Genomic DNA, 14,657 nt, shown 5'->3' with positions numbered 1-14,657 from the left:
CCCATGGCGACTCGCACGTCCTCCTCGGCGCGCGGCCGGTCCTCCACGACCCGGCCCGCGACCCGGCGCGCCCCCGCACGCCGCACCGGAACCTCCCGCAGGCCCGCGTCCGGCGGCCTGCCGCTGCCGCTGCGGGCCGTCCAGAGCACCTGGATGGGCCTGGCGCACGCCACCGGGGCCGTCGCCCGCAAGGTGGGCGACACCGGGCGCGACCTCGAGCCCGAGCACCGCCGCGACGGGCTCGGCCTGCTCTTCGTCGCCCTCGCCGTCGTCGTCGCCGCCCGCGAGTGGTGGGGCATGCGCGGTCCGGTGGGCACCGTCGTCCACGCCGTCGTCGCCGGCACCTTCGGCCGGGTCGGCTACGCCGTGCCGCTCGTCCTCCTCGCGGTCGGCATCCACCTCCTGCGCGCCCCCAAGGAGGAGTCGAACAGCTCCCGCCTCCTCGTCGGCACCGCAGCCCTCGCCTTCTCCGCGTGCGGCCTCGCCCACGTCGCGGCCGACATCCCGACGCCCCCCGAGGGCGCCGCCGGCATGCGCGCGGCCGGCGGCATCATCGGCTTCCTCGCCTCGAGCCCGCTCGAGGCCGCGGTGTCGGTCTACGGGACCGTCCCGCTCCTGCTCCTCCTCGGCCTCTTCGGCCTCCTCGTCCTCACGGCGACGCCGCTCCACCAGGTCCCCGAGCGCCTCTCGGCGCTCCTCGCGCGCCTCACCGGGCACACCCCGGCCGAGGCCGCCCCGGTCGAGCCCGCCACGACCCCGCGCCGTCGTCGCACCCGCGCCGACCTCGAGGCCGACGCCCTCACCGACGACGAGGCCTTCGAGCAGGCCGCGGTCGTCGACCCGGTCACCGGCAAGCGCCTGCGCCCCGGCCAGAAGCGCCCCGCGCCGCTGCCGGCCAACGCCACCGGCGCCGACGCCACCGCGGCCGCCGGCCCCGCCGCCCGCGGTCCCGTCCCCGAGCGCGCCACCCTCGAGGCCCCTCCCACGACCCCGCTGCCGCAGCGCGTCGAGCAGCTCTCGCTCGCCGGCGACATCACCTACACGCTGCCCGACTCCGCCGTCCTCGAGCCCGGCAGCCCGCACAAGGCCCGCAGCGCCGCCAACGACCGGGTCGTCGACTCGCTGACCCAGGTCCTCGACCAGTTCGAGATCGACGCCCAGGTCACCGGCTTCAGCCGTGGCCCGACCGTCACGCGGTACGAGGTCGAGCTCGGCCCCGGCATCAAGGTCGAGCGGGTCACCGCGCTGAGCAAGAACATCGCGTACGCCGTCGCCAGCGCCGACGTCCGCATCCTCAGCCCGATCCCGGGCAAGTCGGCCATCGGCATCGAGATCCCGAACACCGACCGCGAGAAGGTCAGCCTCGGCGACGTCCTGCGCAGCCAGGTCGCCCGCGGCACCGACCACCCGATGGTCATGGGCGTCGGCAAGGACGTCGAGGGCGGCTACGTCATCGCCAACCTCGCCAAGATGCCCCACCTGCTCGTCGCGGGCGCGACCGGCGCGGGCAAGTCGAGCTTCGTCAACTCGATGATCACCTCGATCCTCATGCGCTCGACCCCCGACGAGGTCCGCATGGTCCTCGTCGACCCGAAGCGCGTGGAGCTCACGGCGTACGAGGGCATCCCGCACCTCATCACCCCGATCATCACCAACCCGAAGAAGGCCGCCGAGGCCCTCCAGTGGGTCGTGCGCGAGATGGACACGCGCTACGACGACCTCGCCGCGTTCGGGTTCAAGCACGTCGACGAGTTCAACAAGGCGGTCAAGGCCGGCAAGGTCAAGCCGCTGCCGGGCTCGGAGCGGGTCATCTCGCCCTACCCCTACCTCCTCGTCGTCGTCGACGAGCTCGCCGACCTCATGATGGTGGCGCCGCGCGACGTCGAGGAGTCGATCGTGCGGATCACCCAGCTCGCCCGGGCCGCCGGCATCCACCTCGTGCTGGCCACCCAGCGCCCGAGCGTCGACGTCGTCACCGGCCTCATCAAGGCCAACGTGCCGTCGCGGATGGCGTTCGCGACGTCCTCGCTGGCCGACAGCCGGGTCGTGCTCGACCAGCCGGGCGCCGAGAAGCTCATCGGCCAGGGCGACGCCCTCTTCCTCCCGATGGGCGCCAGCAAGCCGATGCGCGTCCAGGGCGCCTGGGTCACCGAGTCCGAGATCCACGCGGTCGTCAAGCACGTCACCGACCAGCTGAAGCCGCGCTACCGCGACGACGTCACGGTGACCGCGCCGAAGAAGCAGATGGACGACGACATCGGCGACGACCTCGACCTGCTCCTCCAGGCGACCGAGCTCGTCGTGACGACCCAGTTCGGCTCGACCTCGATGCTCCAGCGCAAGCTGCGCGTCGGGTTCGCCAAGGCCGGCCGCCTCATGGACCTCCTCGAGAGCCGCGGCGTCGTGGGCCCGTCGGAGGGGTCGAAGGCGCGCGACGTCCTCGTCAAGCCCGACGACCTCGCGATGACCCTCGCCCTCCTGCGTGGCGACGACGTCCCCGACGTCGACGTGCCCTACGACGACCTCGCGCCGCTGCCCGTCACCGACGACTCCGCCGACGACACCTCGGAGGTGCCGGTGCGCGGGTACGGCGGCGACGCGGTGGCCGACGACCTCGCCCGCCACCCGGTGGCCGTCGACCGGGGCGGCGACCTCGGAGACGAGGACGACGGCGAGGACGCCTGGGGGCTCACGGGTCGCCCGTGAGCGTGATCGGGACCGGCCCCCCGCCTACAGTGTCGCCATGACCTCGACCTGGGAGGACCTGCGCGAGCCGCCGTCACGGTCGGCACGCTGGCGGGCCACGTTGCGCAAGCAGCCCTCGGCGTTCCTGCTCGGCGTCCAGGTGCTCGTCATCCTCCTGCTCCCGTTCCTCGAGAGCGCGGAGGGAGGACGGGCGGTCATCTCGCTGCTCAGCCTCTCGGCCCTCGTCATCGCGGTCTTCACGGTGCGCAGCACGCCGGCGCTCACCTGGCTGTCGGCGACGCTCGCGCTGCCCGCGGCGGTCTTCGAGGTGTGGACCTTCTTCACCGACGACTCGCTCATCCTCGCGCTCGCGCACACCGCCCTGGCGCTCTTCTACTTCTACACGGCGTACGCGCTCATCTCGTACATGTTCGAGGACTACTGGGTCACCAAGGACGAGCTGTTCGCCGTCGGCGCCTGCTTCACCGTGCTGATGTTCGCCTTCGCCTACGTCTACCTCGCCACGCAGGAGTTCTGGCAGGGCTCGTTCACCTCGTTCACCGGGCCGGGCCAGCGCACCCTGCTCGAGCTCCTGTACTACTCGGCGGCCAACCTCACGAGCGTCGGTCTCTCCGACGTGGTCCCGATCAAGCCGCAGGCGCGCGCCATCGGCACGCTCGAGCAGCTCGGCGGCGTCATGTACGTCGCGATGGTCATCTCGCGCCTCGTGGCGCTGACCGTCATGCGCTCGCGAATGTGACCTCGCGCGGTCCCCGCCCGTGCCGGGACCGCGTCAGTGGGCGGTCCCGTCGAGGTCCTCGATCCGGGCCAGGCTCGGCCCGCGCGTCGCGCCGATCTCGGCGGCTCGCACCTCGGCGTCGCCGAGGAGCCGCAGCGCGTTGCCGCCGGCGAGCGCGCCCAGGTCGGCGTCGGTCCAGCCCCGGTCGGCGAGGGCCGCGAGGAGCCGCGGGTACCCGCTGACGTCCTCGAGGCCCTGCGGCAGGACGTCGACCCCGTCGTAGTCGCCGCCGAGCCCGACGTGGCCCGGGCCGACGACCTCGCGGACGTGCTCGACGTGCGCGACGACGTCGTCGAGCGTCACGACGGGCAGCTCGTGGGTGACGCGCCACTGCGCGAGCCACGGCTCGAAGGTCGGCGCGTCCTCGGTGTCGACGCCGGCGGCCGCGGCGGCGTCGTCGACCTCCAGCGCCCAGTCGCGCGCGGCCTGCGAGACGAACCGCGGCACGAAGGTCACCATGCAGACGCCGCCGTTGCCGGGGAGGCGTTCGAGGACGTCGTCGGGCACGTTGCGCGGGTGGTCGCACACGGCGCGGGCCGAGGAGTGCGAGAACACGACGGGGGCCTCGGTGGTGTCGAGGGCGTCGCGCATCGTGTCGGCCGAGACGTGGCTGAGGTCGACGAGCATCCCGAGCCGGTTCATCTCGCGCACGACCTCGCGGCCGAACGGGGACAGCCCGCCGTGGACCGGGGTGTCGGTGGCCGAGTCGGCCCAGGGGACGTTGTCGTTGTGGGTCAGGGTGAGGTAGCGGACCCCCAGCGCGTGGAGCATCCGCAGCGTGCCGAGGGAGGAGTCGATGCTGTGCCCGCCCTCGGCGCCCATGAGCGAGGCGATCCGGCCCGACGCCCACGCGGCCTCGACCTCGGCGCGGGTCGTCGCGAGGGCGAAGGTCTCGGGGTAGCGGGCGGCCATGGTCCGGACGGCGTCGACCTGCTCGAGCGTCGCCGTGACGGCGGCCTCGCCCGCGAGCGTGGCGGGGACGAAGACCGACCAGAACTGGGCGCCCACCCCGCCCTCGCGCAGCCGGGGGACGTCGGTGTGCGTCGGCTGGCCGGCGACGGCGATGTCGAGCCGGTCCCAGTCGTAGGCGACCCGCTCGCGCGCCTCCCACGGGAGGTCGTTGTGGCCGTCGACGACCGGGTGGTCGCGCAGCAGCGTGCGGATCCGGGACAGCGTGTCGCCAGGCATGCGGCGACCCTATCCGCCGGGTGCGGGCGAGCCGCTCCGCCGGGTGCGGGCCGCTCGCCGCCGCGCAACTAGAGTGGCGGGCATGGCCCTCTCCTCGACGCGCGGCAGTGTGGCCCTCGTGACCCTCGGGTGCACGCGCAACGAGGTCGACTCCGAGGAGCTCGCCGGACGCCTCGCCGCGGAGGGCTGGACCCTCGTCGACGACGCCGCCGACGCCGACGTCGCGGTCGTCAACACGTGCGGCTTCGTCGAGCAGGCGAAGAAGGACTCCATCGACACCCTCCTCGAGGCCGCCGACCTCAAGCAGACCGGCCGCACCAAGGCCGTCGTCGCCGTCGGCTGCCTGGCCGAGCGCTACGGGCAGACCCTGGCCGACGAGCTCCCCGACGCCGACGCCGTCCTCGGCTTCGACTCCTACCGCGACATGTCCTCGCACCTGCGCGCCGTCCTCGACGGCGAGAAGCTGGCATCGCACGTGCCCTCCGACCGCCGTCAGCTGCTGCCGCTGACGCCCCTCGACCGTGCCGACGCCGCCGCCGGCGTCGCCGTGCCGGGACACGGCGACGGCGAGGGCGCCCAGTTCGTCCGGGCCCGCCTCGACGCCCGCCCGTGGGCGCCGCTGAAGATCGCGAGCGGCTGCGACCGCCGCTGCTCGTTCTGCGCCATCCCCATGTTCCGCGGCTCGTTCGTCTCGCGCCGCCCCACCGACGTCGTCGCCGAGGCCCGCTGGCTGGCGCAGCAGGGGGTGCGCGAGCTCTTCCTCGCGAGCGAGAACTCCACGTCGTACGGCAAGGACCTCGGCGACCTCGCCCTCCTCGAGAAGCTGCTCCCCGAGCTGACGGCCATCGAGGGCATCGACCGGGTGCGCGTCTCCTACCTCCAGCCCGCCGAGGTCCGCCCCGGCCTGCTCGAGGCGATCGCGACGACCTCCGGGGTCATGCCCTGGTACGACCTGTCCTTCCAGCACGCCTCGAGCACCCTGCTGCGCCGGATGCGTCGCTTCGGCGGCACCGAGGCGTTCCTCGAGCTCATCGGGCGGGTCCGCGCGCGCGAGCCGCTGGCCGGCATCCGCAGCAACGTCATCGTCGGCTTCCCGGGTGAGACCGAGGCCGACGTCGCCGAGCTCGAGGACTTCCTCACCCGGGCCCGCCTCGACGTCGTCGGCGTCTTCGGGTACTCCGACGAGGACGGCACCGAGGCCGAGCACCTCGAGGACCACCTACCCGAGGACGTCGTCGCCGAGCGCGTCGAGCGGCTCACGGCCCTCGTGGAGCAGCTGACCTCCCAGCGCGCCGCCGAGCGGGTGGGGGAGCAGGTCGCCGTCCTCGTCGAGGAGTACGACGAGGACGAGCCGGGGGTCGCCGTCGGCCGGGCCGAGCACCAGGGGCCCGACGTCGACGGCACCTGCCTGGTCCACGTGGCCGAGGGCGCCGCCCTCCCGGCCGTCGGCTCGGTCGTGCGGGGCGTCGTCGTGGACTCGATCGGTGTCGACCTCGTCGTGGAGGTGGCGTGACCGACAAGCCCGTCCGCCCGGTGCGCCCCGGACCCCTCGCCGAGGGGCGGGCGACCGACCCGTACCGCGCCGGCATCGACCCGGCGAGCCCGATCGTCCCGGCGACGGGACCGAGCGCGTGGAACATCGCGAACTACCTCACGGTCTTCCGCCTCGTCCTCGTGCCGGTCTTCGGGTGGTTGCTCCTCGTCGACGACGGGCTGAGCACCGGCTACCGCTGGGCCGCGTTCGGGGTCTTCGCCGTCGCGATGCTGACCGACCGGATCGACGGCGACCTCGCCCGCAGCCGCGACCTCGTGACGAACGTCGGCAAGGTCCTCGACCCCATCGCCGACAAGGCCCTCGTGACGATGGCGCTCGTAGGGATGTCCGCGGTCGGCGAGGTGTGGTGGTGGGTGACGACCGTCGTCCTCGTGCGCGAGTGGGGGATCACCGCCGTCCGGTTCTGGGTCATCCGCCACGGGGTCATGGCGGCCGGGCGCGGCGGCAAGGTCAAGACGCTCCTGCAGACCTTCGGCATCGGGTTCTTCCTGTGGCCACGCTCGACCCTGCCGGCGCCCCACCTCTGGGACGCCCTCGCCTGGGGCCTGCTCGGGGCGGCCGTCGTCGTCACCGTGGTCACGGGGGTCGACTACCTCGTGCAGGCCCTGCGCCTGCGGCAGACGAGCGAGCGCGCCCTGCGCAAGCGGGCCGAGCGCGCCGAGCGGGCGTCCGCACGGGCCGCCGAGCGCGCCCGGGAGGGACGGCCGGGCCAGTGAGCCCGCACGAGGTCGCCGCGCGCGTCGTGCCCGAGCTGGTCCGACGGGGCCTGACCGTCGCGACCGCGGAGTCGCTGACCGGCGGGCTGGTGTGCGCCGCGCTGACGAGCGTGCCGGGGGCGTCGGCGGTCGTGCGCGGCGGCGTCGTCGCCTATGCGAGCGACGTCAAGGCGTCGGTGCTCGGGGTCGACGCCGAGGTGCTGGCCGCCCTGGGGGCGGTGTGCGCGCCCGTCGCCGAACAGCTGGCCACCGGGGTCGGCGAGGTCGTCGGCTGCGACGTCGGGCTGTCGACGACCGGGGTGGCCGGGCCCGACCCGGCCGACGGGCAGCCCGTGGGGACGGTCTTCGTCGGGGCCGCGGGGCCGTGGGGAATCCTCGTCGAGCAGCACGCGTTGACCGGCGACCGGGAGCAGGTGCGCGCGGCGAGCGTCGACGCGGTCCTCACGCTCCTGGAGCGGGGTCTCCGCAACCTCCGCGACGCCGTGGGCGCCGGAGGGTACGGTGGTTCCCAGCACGAACCCGCTGACGACGAACGAGAGGAGGCACCGTGATCCTGCTGCGACACGAGCTCGGGGAGGTCCTCCGCGAGATCCGCCAGGAACAGGGCCGCACGCTGCGCGACGTGGCCTCGTCCTCCTCGGTGTCCCTCGGCTACCTCAGCGAGCTCGAGCGGGGCACGAAGGAGGCCTCCTCCGAGCTGCTGTCCGCCGTGTGCGGCGGGCTGGGCCTCCACCTCTCCGAGGTGCTCGGTCTCGTCCGGGAGCGCGTCGAGCGGGTCGAGACCTTCACCGCCCCGGTCAGCCTGCCGGTCCCGGCGCGCGAGGCCGACACGGTCTCCGCCTCCGCGGCCTGACCCCTCGCCCGGACCACCTCACGGTGGTGCCGCGCGCTCGGCCGCTCGCGGCTCAGCGACGCCCACGGCCGTAGCCGGGGGAGCGCCCGCGTCCCGTCGTGCCGAGCGGCCGCTGCGGTCGTCCGTCGTCGGTGGGCGCGAGGCCGCCCTGGCAGGTCGGGCACGAGAACAGGGTTCTCTGGCGCGGCGCCTCACCGGTGAGCGCGACCCGCACCGTGTCACCGCACCGGCGGCACGGCCGCCCCGAGCGCGCGTGGACGTACGCCTCCTCGCCGGCGCGCTGGATCCCGGTGCTGCCCTGCCACCCGGTGGCGGCGGCCGTGCTCATGAGGCGCTGCAGGCGGTCGAGGAGGTGGCGCACGGCCTCGGGGTCGAGGGTGGCGGCGGGGGTCCAGGGGTTGACCCGCTCGATGAAGAGCAGCTCGCTCGCCCAGAACGTGCCGACGCCGGCGAGCACCCGCTGGTCGAGGAGGACGTCGCCGACGAGGCGCGGTGAGCCGGTGACCCGCCGGGTGACCTCGTCGGGGTCCCAGTCAGGGCCGAGGACGTCGGGGCCGAGGTGACCGACGAGGTCGCCCTCGCGCGCGGTCGGGACGAGGTCGAGCATGCCGAGGCGCAGCCCGACCGCCGACCACGGCGCGGTGAGGACGGCGGCGCGCAGGTCGGTGCGGCGCAGGGCGCGGTCGGTGGCCGGGCCGGGGTGCTCGATGCGCCACTGCCCCTCCATCCGCAGGTGGGTGTGCAGGGTCGCGCCGGTGTCGAACCGGTGGAGGACGTGCTTGCCCCGCGCGACGACCTCGGTCGTCACCGAGCCGGTGAGGTCGACGTCGGGCACCGACGGCCACCGGAGGTCGGCCCGCTCGACGACCTGGCCGGCGAGGGCGCGGTGGAGCCGGTCGGCGGTGCGGTGGACGGTGTCACCCTCGGGCACGGGAGCCCCCCTCGAGCATCGCCAGGCACTCGCGCGCCCAGGCCTGCTGGGCGCGGGCCATGTGCTCGCCGAAGGACAGCGTCATGGTCCGGTACGCCTGCTCGGGGTCGGGCGCCGGCTCCTCCTCGATCTCGTCGCGGACCGCGGTGTACTCCTCGAGGGCGGCCGCGGCGCGGGCCTCGGCGTCGGCGAGGAGGTCGCGCGCGCCGCCGTCGGGGAGGTGGGCGCCGAAGAACAGGCGCAGGAGGAGGGCGTTGCGCGCGGGGGGCGTGGGGCCTGGCTCGGCGAGGAGCGCCCTGAGCCGGCGGCGGCCCGACCGGGTGAGCTCGAAGACCGATCCCGACGTGCGGCCGGGCGCACGGCGGCGGACCGCGCCCTGCGACTCGAGCCGCCCGAGCGCCGGGTAGATCTGCCCGAAGCTCTCGTGCCAGAAGTGCCCGAGGACCCCGGTGATGGCCCCGCGGATCTCGTAGCCCGTCATCGGGCCGGTCGACAGGGCCCCGAGCACCGCGAGCTCGGTCTGGGACGGTCTGGCCACGGACCCATGCTATCTGCTAGATATGAGCAGTGAGATATGCACAGTCAGGGGACATCGGGTCGGTGCGTCCGGTCGTCGTGGCCTGCCTCGGCGGGATCACGGCGTTCCAGGTGTCGCTGGCCGCCGGGGCGCCGCTCGCGGCGCTGGCGTACGGCGGTGGTCACGAGGGCGTCCTGCCGACGTCGCTGCGGGTCACCTCGGCCGTCGCGTCGCTGCTCTGGGGTGGCGCGCTCGTCGCCGTGGCCACCGGTCGGCCGCACGACCTGGGGCGACAGCGGGCCCTGTACGCCGGGCTGGCCGCCGTCTCCGGGGTGGGTGCCCTCGTCAACCTCGCGTCGCCGAGCCTGCCCGAGCGCTTCCTCTGGGTGCCGGTGACCGCGGTCCTCGCCGTCGCCGCGTGGCACGAGGCGCGCTCGTTGCGACCCTGGCGCGCTCCGGCTCGACCCGCCGACGACCTCCCCGAGTCCGATGACGCCGGCCCCGACCTCGGCAGCCCGCCGCGACGCCGCCCTTCTCCGCTCGCCACGGCGCCGTCGGTGCGGTGACCGCACTACCACCTGCGCCGGAGCACGCGCTGTCGGGTGGAGCAGGTGGACGCGGCCAAGGGGAAGGCCGCCGCCGCGGCGGTGGATGCCCCGCCGCCGCGCTCAGCGGCGGATGCGCAGCCCTCGGGGGGTGAGGTGGAAGCCCGCCTCCTCGAGGGCGGCGACGACCGGGTGGCCGGACCCGAGGAGCGCGCCCCCGTCGGCCTTCTCGACGCTGAGCCGCCCGAGGCTGCCACCGCGCACGGCCCCGGCGAGGGCCCGGGCCGCGGCACCGAGGAGCTGCGGGTCGTCGCCGTAGGTGAGGAGCGTCTTGCCGCCCCGCTCGACGTAGAGGACGAGATCGCCCTCGACGAGGACGACGACGGCACCGGCCTTGCGCCCGGGCTGGTGGCGGCGACGCCGGTCGGGGCCGGCACCGCCGTCGGCGCCCTCCTCCGCCGGGTCGACGGCCCGTTCCGGCCACGGCAGGGCAGCGCCGTAGGGGTTGGCGGGGTCGCTGGTGGCGAGGACGACGGCCTCGACGGCCTCGCGCCGCGACCGGTCGCCGGGCCCGCTGCTCGCCCCGCGGAGCCGGTCGACGGCCCCGGTGGTGCCGAACTGCGAGGCTCCCAGCCCTTCGACGAAGTAGCCGCGCCGGACCCGCCCCGCCTCCTCGGCCTTGCCGAGCACCCGGTAGATCCCCGCGAACCCGCCGGGGACGTCCTCGGCCGCGACGGCGCCTCGGGTGAGGACGCCGTGCCGGTCGAGGAGCAGCTCGGCGGTGGCGAAGGCGCGCAGCGTGGGGTCGTCGTCGACGAGGGGCAGCAGCGACCAGCGCCCCGTGACCCGTGGCGGACCCGTGCGGGTCGGCAGGCTCGGCCGCGCCGGGGCCGACCCCAACGCCCCCAGCGGTCCGCGGCGCCCGGCGTACCGGGTGCGCCGCGGCCCCGCGGCCGTCCGCCTGTGGGCGGTGCGGCCCCCTGCGAGCAGCGCCCGCACCGGGGCGAAGGTGTCGCCGGTGACCCGGCCCGACCACACGAGGTCCCACAGCGTCGTCGCCAGCGCCTCGTCGTCGGTGGAGCCGACCTGGTCGGAGAGGGTGCGGAAGAAGTGGGCCCCGCCGCCGGCGAGGGCGTCGAGGACGGCGAGCGCGTCGTCGCCGGGAACCCGGTCGAGGTCGGGCCCGGGCAGGGTGAGGTGCGCGGAGTCGGCGGCGTGCAGCGACACCCACCCGTCGTCGCCGGGCAGCGACCCGTGACCGCACCACAGGACCTCGCCGCTCGCGAGGAGCTCGTCGAGCAGGCCGGGCGTGTAGTCGGCGACGCGGGAGGGCAGCACGAGCGACTCGACCCCGCTCGCCGGCAGCACCGCGCCACTGAGCTGCTCGACGACCCGCAGCAGGCCGTCGCGCCCGCGCAGCCGGCCGCCGACCCCCTGCCACTCCTGGAGGAAGCGCGACAGCTCGACCGGGGTGACCGGCTCGACCTCCGCGCGCAGCGCCGCGAGGGAGCGGCGCCGCAGCATCCGCAGCACCTCGGCGTCGCAGAACTCGGTGCCGCCGCCACCGGTGGGCAGCAGCTCGCCCTCGACGACCCGGCCGGAGGAGACGAGGCGCGTCAGGGCCGCGTGGACCACGGCGATCCCGAGGCCGTACGCGCGCGCGACCTCGAGCGGGTGGAACGGGGCGTGGGTGCGGGCGTACCGCGCGACGAGGTCGCCGAGCGGGTCGTCGACCGGCTCGAGGAAGGCCTGCGCCACGCCGGGCGGCAGTGAGACGCCGAGGGCGTCGCGCAGCCGGGACGCGTCCTCGACCGCCGCCCAGCGCTCCTCGCCGGCGACCCGGACCTCGATGACCTGGCGCTGCTCGCGCAGCCCGGCGAGCCAGCCCTCGACGTCGGCGCCGGTGGTCCCCTCGCGGCAGCGGGTGAGGACCGCCTCGGTCGACAGGGGGCCGAGCCCACGGACGAGGTCGAGGACGTCGTCGGCGTCGCGTGCGGCCCGCTCGGGCGTGAGCCGCTGGAGCTCGGCCTCGGTCCGGGCGACCTGCTCGGCGTCGAGGAGGTCGCGCAGGGCCAGCCCCTCGGCCGAACCGAGCAGCTCGGCGAGCAGGGAGGGGTCGAGGGCGAGCGCGGCCGCACGGCGCTCGGCCAGCGGCGAGTCGCCCTCGTAGAGGAACTGGGCGACGTAGCCGAAGAGGAGGGACTTGGCGAACGGCGAGGGCGTGGAGCTCTCGACGTCGACGACCGTGACCTTGCGCGAGCCGATGTCGCGCATGAGGTCGACGAGGCCCGGCACGTCGAAGACGTCCTGGACGCACTCGCGGACGGCCTCGAGGACGATGGGGAAGGTCGGGTAGCGGCTCGCGACCTCGAGGAGCTGCGAGGCCCGCTGGCGCTGCTGCCACAGGGGCTGGCGCCGGTCGGGTCGCCGCCGGGGGAGCAGGAGCGCCCGCGCCGCGCACTCGCGGAACCGCGACGCGAACAGGGCCGACCCGCCGATCTCCTCGGTGACCAGGCCCCGCACGTCGTCGGGGTCGAGGGTCACGAGGTCGAGGAGCTCGCGGCCCACGCCGCGGCCGGCGGGCCCGCCGACGCCGTCGACCTCGTCGAGCTCGATGTCGGGCAGGCGCAGCACGATGCCGTCGTCGCCGTGCATGGCCTGGACGTCGACGCCGAAGCGGTCGCGCATCCGGGCGCTGACCGACAGGGCCCACGGGGCGTGGACCTGGGCGCCGAACGGGGACAGGACGGCGATCCGCCAGTCGCCGAGCTCGTCGCGGAAGCGCTCGACGACGATGGTGCGGTCGTCGGGGACGTGCCCCGTGGCCTCGCGCTGCTCGCGCAGGTAGGTGAGGAGGTTGTCGGCGGCCCAGTCGTCGAGGCCCGCGGCGCGGACCCGCTCGCGCGCCGCGGGTGCCGGCAGGGCCTCGAGCTCGCGGACGAACGCCCCGACGGCGCGGCCGAGCTGGGCGGGACGGCCCTGGGAGTCGCCCTTCCAGAACGGCAGCCGCCCCGGCAGCCCCGGTGCGGGGGTGACGAGGACGCGGTCGTGGGTGATGTCCTCGATGCGCCACGTCGTCGTGCCGAGGGTGAACAGGTCTCCGACCCGCGACTCGTAGACCATCTCCTCGTCGAGCTCGCCGACCCGCCGGCCGGGTCCCTCTCCGGTGGCGAGGAAGACGGCGAACAGGCCGCGGTCGGGGATGGTGCCGCCCGAGGTCACCGCGAGCCGCTGGGCCCCGCGCCGCCCGGTGAGCGTGTCGGAGAGCCGGTCCCAGGTGATGCGGGCGCGCAGCTCGGCGAAGTCCTCGCTGGGGTAGCGCCCCGCGAGCATGTCGAGGACCGACTCGAGGACGGGGCGGGTCAGGCCGGCGTACGGCGCCGAGCGCCGGGCGAGGGCGAGGACGTCGTCGACCGACCAGTCGTCGAGGGCGCACATGGCGACGACCTGCTGGGCGAGGACGTCGAGCGGGTTGCTCGGCACGTGCAGCGCCTCGATCTCGCCGGCGAGCATCCGCTCGACGACGACGGCGGTCTGGACGAGGTCGCCGCGGAACTTGGGGAAGAGCACGCCGCGCGACACCGCCCCGACCTGGTGGCCGGCCCGCCCGACGCGCTGCAGGCCCGAGGCGACGGAGGGCGGTGACTCGACCTGGACGACGAGGTCGACGGCGCCCATGTCGATGCCGAGCTCGAGGCTGCTCGTCGCGACGACCGCGGGCAGCCGCCCGGACTTCAGCTCCTCCTCGATGCTCGCGCGCTGCTCCTTGCTCACCGAGCCGTGGTGGGCGCGGGCCAGCACGGGAGGGGCGCCGGACGACTGGCCGGCCTGGGCCATGACCTGCGCGGGGGAGCGGGTGAGGGCGGACGGGCGCGGGGTCGCCCCGGGGGCCCCCACCGTCTCGGCGCCCTCGGCCGCCTCGGTGCGCTCCTCCCAGATCTCGTTGAGCCGCGTGGTCAGCCGCTCGGCGAGCCTGCGGCTGTTGGAGAACACGAGCGTGGAGGTGTGCTCGGCGACGAGGTCGACGATGCGCTCCTCGACGTGCGGCCAGATCGAGGCCCGCTGCTCCTGCCCCGAGGCCGCGCCGGACAGGTCGCCGGTCGGCTGGCCGAGCTCGGCCATGTCGGGGACGGGGACGACGACCTTGAGGTCCCACTCCTTCGTCGACGGCGGCTGGACGACCTCGACGGGACGGCCGCCGGCGAGGAAGCGGGCGACCTCCTCGACCGGCCGGACGGTGGCGGACAGGCCGATCCGCTGGGCCGGGCGCTCGAGCTGGTGGTCGAGCCGCTCGAGGGAGAGGGCGAGGTGGGCACCGCGCTTGGTGCCGGCGAGGGCGTGGACCTCGTCGAGGATGACCGTCTCGACGCCGGCCAGCGCCTCGCGGGCGGCGGAGGTGAGGATGAGGAAGAGCGACTCGGGCGTCGTGATGAGGACGTCGGTGGGGGTGCGGGCGAAGGCCCGTCGTTCGTCGGCCGGGGTGTCGCCCGAGCGCACCGAGACGGTGATGTCGGGCTCGGGGAGGCCGAGGCGCGTGGCGGCGTGCCGGATGCCGACGAGGGGGCTGCGCAGGTTGCGCTCGACGTCGACGGCGAGCGCCTTCATCGGCGAGACGTACAGGACGCGGCACCGGCGCAGGCGCTCCTCGGGGACGGGCTCGGCGGCGAGCCGGTCGAGGGCCCACAGGAACGCCGAGAGGGTCTTGCCCGAACCGGTGGGCGCGACGACGAGGGCGTTCTTGCCGCCGCTGACCGCCTCCCACGCGCCGGCCTGGGCCGTGGTGGGCGCACTGAAGCTCCCCCGGAACCACGCGGCGGTGGCGGGGGAGAAGCGGTCGAGCACGTCGTCGGTCATCGTCGGGCCAGCCT

At 75.2% G+C, this 14,657-nt stretch carries 11 protein-coding genes; 7 read left to right on the top strand and 4 right to left on the bottom strand.

What is annotated here, in order from left to right; translation table 11 throughout:
- The first annotated feature begins 3 nt into the window (after positions 1-3).
- Both ACFWN3_RS03360 and ACFWN3_RS03355 read left to right on the top strand, forming a co-directional pair.
- Entirely contained in the window at positions 4-2,706 is a 2,703-nt protein-coding gene (locus ACFWN3_RS03360; RefSeq protein ID WP_377643426.1) for a DNA translocase FtsK, read from the top strand.
- A gap of 37 nt (positions 2,707-2,743) precedes the next feature.
- Entirely contained in the window at positions 2,744-3,445 is a 702-nt protein-coding gene (locus ACFWN3_RS03355; protein ID WP_377643423.1) for an ion channel, read from the top strand.
- Between the two features lie 33 nt (positions 3,446-3,478).
- Here the strand turns inward: ACFWN3_RS03355 and ACFWN3_RS03350 are convergent, their stop codons facing one another.
- Positions 3,479-4,672: a dipeptidase gene (locus ACFWN3_RS03350; RefSeq protein WP_377643421.1), complete on the bottom strand. Its 1,194-nt coding sequence runs from the start codon at positions 4,670-4,672 to the stop codon at positions 3,479-3,481.
- An 82-nt stretch (positions 4,673-4,754) separates the two neighbouring features.
- Here ACFWN3_RS03350 and rimO point away from each other — a divergent pair, with 82 nt between their 5' ends.
- From rimO to ACFWN3_RS03330, 4 genes are all read left to right on the top strand, one after another.
- On the top strand, positions 4,755-6,185 hold the full coding sequence (gene rimO, locus ACFWN3_RS03345) for a 30S ribosomal protein S12 methylthiotransferase RimO (protein ID WP_377643419.1): 1,431 nt from the start codon (positions 4,755-4,757) through the stop codon (positions 6,183-6,185).
- 92 nt (positions 6,186-6,277) lie between these two features.
- Entirely contained in the window at positions 6,278-6,943 is a 666-nt protein-coding gene (pgsA, locus tag ACFWN3_RS03340) for a CDP-diacylglycerol--glycerol-3-phosphate 3-phosphatidyltransferase (RefSeq protein WP_377645517.1), read from the top strand.
- A complete protein-coding gene (locus ACFWN3_RS03335) occupies positions 6,940-7,494 on the top strand; it encodes a CinA family protein (RefSeq protein ID WP_377643416.1) in 555 nt (184 codons plus the stop codon). Before pgsA ends, ACFWN3_RS03335 begins: the two co-directional genes overlap by 4 nt.
- Positions 7,491-7,796 (top strand): helix-turn-helix domain-containing protein, encoded by a 306-nt coding sequence (locus tag ACFWN3_RS03330; RefSeq protein ID WP_377643415.1) that lies wholly within the window; start codon positions 7,491-7,493, stop codon positions 7,794-7,796. Before ACFWN3_RS03335 ends, ACFWN3_RS03330 begins: the two co-directional genes overlap by 4 nt.
- 52 nt (positions 7,797-7,848) lie before the next feature.
- Here the strand turns inward: ACFWN3_RS03330 and ACFWN3_RS03325 are convergent, their stop codons facing one another.
- Together ACFWN3_RS03325 and ACFWN3_RS03320 are read right to left on the bottom strand one after the other, a co-directional pair.
- Positions 7,849-8,727, bottom strand: coding sequence for an Fpg/Nei family DNA glycosylase (locus ACFWN3_RS03325; RefSeq protein WP_377643413.1), 879 nt, complete (start codon positions 8,725-8,727; stop codon positions 7,849-7,851).
- Positions 8,714-9,265, bottom strand: coding sequence for a PadR family transcriptional regulator (locus ACFWN3_RS03320; protein WP_377643412.1), 552 nt, complete (start codon positions 9,263-9,265; stop codon positions 8,714-8,716). Before ACFWN3_RS03320 ends, ACFWN3_RS03325 begins: the two co-directional genes overlap by 14 nt.
- Positions 9,266-9,327: 62 nt before the next feature.
- On the opposite strand from ACFWN3_RS03320, the gene ACFWN3_RS03315 reads away from it, so the two are divergent.
- The gene (locus ACFWN3_RS03315) at positions 9,328-9,810 is read left to right on the top strand and encodes a hypothetical protein (protein ID WP_377643410.1); all 483 of its coding nucleotides are present in this window, start codon (positions 9,328-9,330) and stop codon (positions 9,808-9,810) included.
- 102 nt (positions 9,811-9,912) lie between these two features.
- Here ACFWN3_RS03315 and ACFWN3_RS03310 read toward each other — a convergent pair whose 3' ends face one another.
- On the bottom strand, positions 9,913-14,643 hold the full coding sequence (locus tag ACFWN3_RS03310) for an ATP-dependent helicase (protein ID WP_377643409.1): 4,731 nt from the start codon (positions 14,641-14,643) through the stop codon (positions 9,913-9,915).
- Between the last annotated feature and the right edge of the window lie 14 nt (positions 14,644-14,657).

The organism is Oryzobacter terrae (genome assembly GCF_042756445.1).
Lineage (GTDB): Bacteria > Actinomycetota > Actinomycetes > Actinomycetales > Dermatophilaceae > Oryzobacter > Oryzobacter terrae.
This window is presented reverse-complemented; position numbering and strand designations above follow the sequence as displayed.